Origin of the sequence: Bacillus sanguinis, assembly GCF_018332475.1 — a bacterium.
Lineage (GTDB): Bacteria > Bacillota > Bacilli > Bacillales > Bacillaceae_G > Bacillus_A > Bacillus_A sanguinis.
On the sequence record NZ_BOQB01000237.1, the window covers coordinates 1 to 6,253 of the forward strand.

Sequence of the window (6,253 nt, forward strand, 5' to 3'; positions counted from 1 at the left end):
TTTTGCAATAGAAACTACGATTGTCCCTTTGATTGCATCACCTAAAAATGTAGCGATGAAATACCCTTTTCCATATACGCGCCCCATATTTCTTGCACCAGGATTACCGCTTCCTTCATCCCGAATATCAACGTTATGTCTCCATTTCGTTACTATATAAGCGGTCAATATGTTTCCAAATAAATAAGAAGCCACCAAATACAAAAATTGCATACTATTAATCATGTAATCATTCACTTTCTACATAGGAATACATATACAATATTCAAGAACTATGTATATTGTACTTTTTTATCCACATCCCTTTATACATTTTAACATCATATATTTACAAATCATACAAAAATTCTCATACAGCTATTTATTAAAATATATATTCTTCATTAAATAATAGCTACCTTTCACTGCTGGTTCGGATTGTGATACAAATGTAACTTCTCCTATACTTTTCTCACAGCATTTCTTAAACTCAACATATATTTCAGGAACGAAACGCAGTATGCTGCCACTTACTGCAATTAAAGTTGATACATCAAATTGCATTTTATTGTAAATATTCACCGTAATTCTCGTTAATTCCTTAGCCGCTTGCAAGATAATTTCTTGTGCATCATCATTCCCATTTCTCGCTTCCTCAATAATTAGCGGTGCAATTGCTGCAACTTTATCTTTTGAAAAACTGTATACTAGTTGTTTTATATTAGACGATGTTAATAGTTGAAACTCGTCTTGAATCCTTAAGCTTAATGGACAAAGTGTAACTCCTTGATCAAATTGATCTGCCATTCTCTTTAAACCTTGTAACGCAATCCAATATCCACTTCCTTCATCACCTAAAATATGTCCCCATCCACCACTATACTTATACACTTCCCCTTTCTTTCCAATACAAATTGCGCCTGTACCTCCAATCGTTAAAATTCCATCTTTCCCTTTTAAAGCAGCTGCATGTGCAATCATTGCGTCATTTAAAACTTCAATTTGTGTTCCATACTTCTTTTTTAAACGTAATGTTAATTCATTTGTATTTGCACCACTTACACCCGCTAATCCTAAACAAATACAAACGCAATGCCCATTTAATAAACCTTTTTGGCATTGATCAATTGATTCCATAATATGAAAAAGTGCTTCTTCAAAATCAATTAATATATTTCCAAAACCACTCGTAGCTCTTACAAGTTCATTTCCGTCTTGATCAAATGCAATTGCTTCTGTCTTCGTTCCCCCGCCATCTACTCCAATCATATAATTCATATATATTCACCCCATTTTCTTCATATTGAAGGAAATGTTATATTCCCTAAAACTACAGATTGCTTTGCACCTGTTGCGCTCGGCACATTACTCGGATTACGATGATGCGTTTCGTTTGCTAAAATAGCAAAGGCGATTGCCTCTTTTGCTGCAGAAGAATTCCCTAAATTTTCTTGAATAAAAATCGCACATTTTTCATCCTTCAATTCATTTCGTATCATTTCAACAAGTGTACGATTATAACTTCCGCCACCGCCTAATATCACCTCATCAATTTCATAATACGGCAGAATAAACTCCTTATAATGATGAACAATTGAACTTGCTGTATACATCGTGACAGTCGTCAATATATTTTCTTTACTATGCTTTTTAAACCGCTTCAATAATTCACTGACAAATTCTTCTCCAAACTGTTCTCTACCAGTTGATTTCGGTGGATTCATTTTCAAAAATGGATGGCTCATACAATATGTCAAAATTTCTTCTACAACTACTCCCTGTTTTGCAATCTTACCATTTTGATCATATGGCAACTGAAATAATCTTTGACATACTTCATCAATTATCATATTCCCTGGACCTGTATCAAAAGCTATAACGCTTTTATCACTTAAGTGACCTGGTACTACAGTAACATTACCGATCCCACCAATATTTTGTAGTAGTCTATTTTTAGTTGGGTGACGATACAAAATAACCTCTGAATATGGCACAAGAGGTGCACCTTGTCCCCCTGCTGCCATGTCCATCGTTCGAAAATTAGAAATAACTATCGTGTTTGTTTCATACGCTATAACTGCTGGTTCTCCAATTTGCAATGTGGAAGGAACCATACTACCATCTTGCTTTGGTTGATGATAAATCGTTTGTCCGTGCGAACCTATTAAATCTAATTTTTCCAAAGAAAAATTGACCTCCTTACAAACTTCCTTTACAGCGTTGGCGAAGCATAAACCGAGTTTGAAATTCAAACTGCAGATGAGTTGGACATTTGAATTTTCTATTGATAATGCCTGTTGAATCTCATTTTTCATATCATTACAAAATGGAACTGTAGTGAAATGGATGAGTTCAACTTTAGAACCTACACCACTCCCTTCTATATGAACGAGCGCTACATCTATTCCATCTAATGAAGTACCGGACATAATCCCTGCAATATACATAGCATGCATGACCTCCCCTTTACTAAAAAACAATCATGTAAGTTACAAATGTACAACCGATTGAAAATATTATAAATCTAAAAAACAACTGAGCTTTCGATACAAACGATCCATCAATGAAAGAAACAACTACTGTAAGCAAAATACTTGCCGCAATGCTTGTAACAAGCCATACACTATGCATTTGTGGAAGTTGTAGCATTCTTAATAAAGGAACAAAAAGTAAATTTGCACATATCACTCCAAATAGTAATAAAAATACACCTTTATAACTAAATTTTATATTCATTCCATTTCACCCTCTCTGGACTTCATATGAAAGAAGTGATAGGTAAAAATACCTATCACTCATAAATACAGTATAAAACTTATGGATTAACAGATTCTCCGTCACCATTCTTTTCAATTTCAAGCATATTTTTGTCGTACATTTTAAAGAATGGTAGATAAATAAGGAATGATATTGCTATATTTATTAACACTAATACAATTGCACGCCAATCTCCTCCTGTAGCTAAATATGCGCCAATTGGGGCTGGTAATGTCCATGGCGGCATAATATGAGTTGGCGTTACAAATCCCATTGCAGTTGCAGCATAAGCGATAGTCGCTGTTACTAACGGTGTAATAACGAAAGGAATAATTAAAATGGGATTCAATACAATCGGTAAACCAAAAATAACTGGCTCATTAATATTAAAAATACCTGGTACAATACAAGTTCTCGATAGTGCTTTCGAATATTTTGATCTTCCAAATACAATCATAGCTAACACAAGTCCTAACGTTGCACCCGAACCACCAATCCAAATAAACCATTGATAAAACGGCTCTGGTGCAATGAATGGAAATTGACTCGCACCACTTGCTACAGCCTCACCATTTTTCCCTAAATACACATCCCAAAGCGGTCTTGCTACAGTACCTACAACCGATACACCATGTATTCCGAAGGACCAGAAAAATGTAATTAAAAATACAGGGATGATAACGCCAAAGTAACTATCACCAGCTTTGACTAACGGTGCGGCTAATTTATCCACTACGTAATGTACATCAACTTTAAAAACAACTGTAATAAGACTCATAATAATAATAACGAATGCAGCAGGTATAAGTGCTTCAAACGAACGTGATACTGACGGTGGTACTTGTTCAGGCATTTTGATCGTTACGTTGTTCTTCTTACAAAATCTTAAAATCTCAACTGATAAAATAGAAACAATCATTGTCACGAATAATCCATGACCTCCGAGATTTGTCATCGGAAGCATAAACCCTTTTTTATCAATTAATTCAGGAGTTAATGTTAATAGCAGTGAACATACTGCTAGCTGAGCTCCCGATAAAGCATCTAATTTATAACTTTTCGCCAAATTATATCCTATTCCAAATGCTATATATAAAGACATAATAAACATCGTTAAGCGATATGGTATTAATATACTTGTTTGATTTTTTAATGCCCAAACGGATATGAAACTATCTTTCGGTAATGGTGGAAATGCTACGATTAAAAAGAAACTTCCTACGATAATAAATGGTAACGCCGAAATAACTCCATCACGGATTGCTTGTAAATGCCTTTGCTCAGAAAGCCTTGCCATCGGTCCAGATAAGTTTTTATCAAGAAACGTGACAAACTTATTCATAACGCTTCCCCCTAACGAATTAAATCATTTACAGTTTTTAATAAAGTCGGTCCACCAAGCGGTGTATATGCTTGTGGCGGTATGATACCGCATGGAATAGATTCCTCTTCTGCAAATTTTTTTACAGAGTCAAATCGGTGTCTAACTTGTGGTGCAACCATTACAACATCCCAACCATTCTTTACTTCTTCTTCCACCTCACTTGTTCCAATCGCATGCACTTCCATGTTTACACCCTTTTTCTCTGCCTCTTTTTTTAAAGCGTTTACAACAATAGCGCTGGACATCCCTCCAGAACAAACGAATAAAACCTTCATTTATTAATCCTCCTATACTTATAAATTATCTCCTTCGATTGAAAGGAAGTTTCACTTTACTAACAAGCATATGAAGACGTGAAAGAATTTAGTTATACTGAAAGTAAATTTCAGTAAAAATATTTCTCCTATTAAATTAATGTTTCAATATTTATTTTCTCAATTGTAGGTACAACCTCACCTCGGATATCATATTAGTTAACCATATAATAGGGAGGCGTATAAATGATCGTTAAACGTTTATTAATGATATGTAGTATCGTCATCTTTTTTATTCCTTTCATGTCCCCTCACTCTACTTACGCTGAAGTAAGTACTACGTACAAAAAACATGAATTACGTGCTGTATGGATTGCATCTGTTCTTAATATTGATTGGCCCTCAAAAACTGGCTTACCTATCGAAAATCAAAAACAAGAGTTTATTAGATTATTAGACGATGTAAAAAACACTGGTATGAATGCAGTTGTTGTACAAATAAAGCCAACCGCTGATGCTTTTTACCCTTCCAATTACGGTCCTTGGTCTGAATACATTACAGGTACACAGGGAAAAGATCCTGGATACGACCCACTAGCATTTATGATTGAAGAAGCACATAAAAGAAATATAGAATTCCACGCATGGATTAATCCCTACCGAATAACGATGAATCACACTGATATAAATCGATTAGCGAATAATCACCCTGCAAAACAGCACCCGGATTGGATTGTACCTTATGGCGGGAAGCTATATTACAACCCTGGCATTCCAGAAGTGAAAAAATTTATTACTGAAGGTGCTTTAGAAATTGTACAAAATTATGATATTGATGCGTTGCATATGGATGATTATTTTTATCCATATAAAGTAGCGGGTGAACAATTCCCCGATCAAAAAACGTACGAAACATATAATAACGGTAGATTTACAAATATAGAGGATTGGCGACGTGACAATGTAAATGAACTTGTAAGAGATTTAAATACTGCTATTAAACAAGAAAAATCATACGTAAAATTTGGCATAAGTCCGTTCGGCGTATGGCGAAATATAGCTGACGATCCAACTGGCTCTAACACAACTGCAGGTCAAAGAAACTATGATGACCTTTATGCCGATACACGTGAATGGATACAAAAAGGTTATATTGATTACATTACACCGCAAATTTATTGGAATATTGGTTTCACACCAGCTGCATATGACATTTTAGTAGATTGGTGGGTAAAAGAAACAAATAATAAACCGATTCACCTATACATCGGGCAGGCGGCTTATAAAATTAATAATAACTCTGTCCCAGCTTGGTCTAATCCTGAAGAATATCCAAGACAAATTGCATTAAACCGGTTATATCCTGAAATAAAGGGAAGTATGCATTTTAGCTTAAAAGATATTAATAACAATCCACTCGGAGTGAAAGATAGACTCTCAAAAGACATATATAAACATCCCGCCTTAATCCCGCCTATGCCCTGGCTTGATCATCATCCACCAAAACAACCGACTTTAAAAGGTGCGATTTCAAGAGATGAAGGTATTGCTGTAGGTATCATTGATAATAGAGAGAATGACTCTGCTTATTACGCCATTTACCGTGTGAATGGAAAAAATGAAGTGGATATACAAAATCCAAAACATTTACTTACTACTGTAAGAAAAACAAAACTTGGAGAAATTTATGTAGATAAAAGCGCGATTTCTGGAGAAACATATACGTATGTAGTAACTGCCGTTGATCGTTTGCATAATGAAAGTGCTCCTTCTAGTAAGACCACTATAAAAGCAAAATAGTATACAACAAAAAACTACCTATTCATTCATGAATAGGTAGTTTTTATATTATCATTTATAAATTAATCTAAATAATTTC

At 34.8% G+C, this 6,253-nt stretch carries 7 protein-coding genes; 1 reads left to right on the forward strand and 6 read right to left on the reverse strand.

From position 1 onward, the window contains the following. The 6 genes from KI369_RS22245 to KI369_RS22270 all read right to left on the reverse strand — a co-directional run. Positions 1-225 (reverse strand): glycerol-3-phosphate acyltransferase (locus KI369_RS22245; RefSeq protein ID WP_212957420.1); only part of this gene is annotated, 225 nt, incomplete at its 3' end. Between the two features lie 132 nt (positions 226-357). After that, positions 358-1,257, reverse strand: coding sequence for a BadF/BadG/BcrA/BcrD ATPase family protein (locus KI369_RS22250; protein WP_212957421.1), 900 nt, complete (start codon positions 1,255-1,257; stop codon positions 358-360). Positions 1,258-1,277: 20 nt separating this feature from the next. Further along, entirely contained in the window at positions 1,278-2,426 is a 1,149-nt protein-coding gene (anmK, locus tag KI369_RS22255) for an anhydro-N-acetylmuramic acid kinase AnmK (protein ID WP_212957424.1), read from the reverse strand. A gap of 22 nt (positions 2,427-2,448) precedes the next feature. Further along, positions 2,449-2,715 carry a hypothetical protein gene (locus KI369_RS22260; RefSeq protein WP_212957422.1) on the reverse strand — a complete coding sequence of 89 codons (267 nt, stop codon included), beginning with the start codon at positions 2,713-2,715 and terminating at the stop codon, positions 2,449-2,451. Between the two features lie 79 nt (positions 2,716-2,794). Further along, a complete protein-coding gene (locus KI369_RS22265) occupies positions 2,795-4,078 on the reverse strand; it encodes a PTS sugar transporter subunit IIC (protein WP_088351631.1) in 1,284 nt (427 codons plus the stop codon). Between the two features lie 11 nt (positions 4,079-4,089). Then, entirely contained in the window at positions 4,090-4,395 is a 306-nt protein-coding gene (locus KI369_RS22270) for a PTS sugar transporter subunit IIB (protein ID WP_000865898.1), read from the reverse strand. A 225-nt stretch (positions 4,396-4,620) separates the two neighbouring features. Here KI369_RS22270 and KI369_RS22275 point away from each other — a divergent pair, with 225 nt between their 5' ends. Next, complete coding sequence (locus KI369_RS22275; protein ID WP_212957423.1) at positions 4,621-6,174, forward strand: glycoside hydrolase family 10-like protein; 1,554 nt, start codon at positions 4,621-4,623, stop codon at positions 6,172-6,174. Positions 6,175-6,253 lie beyond the last annotated feature (79 nt).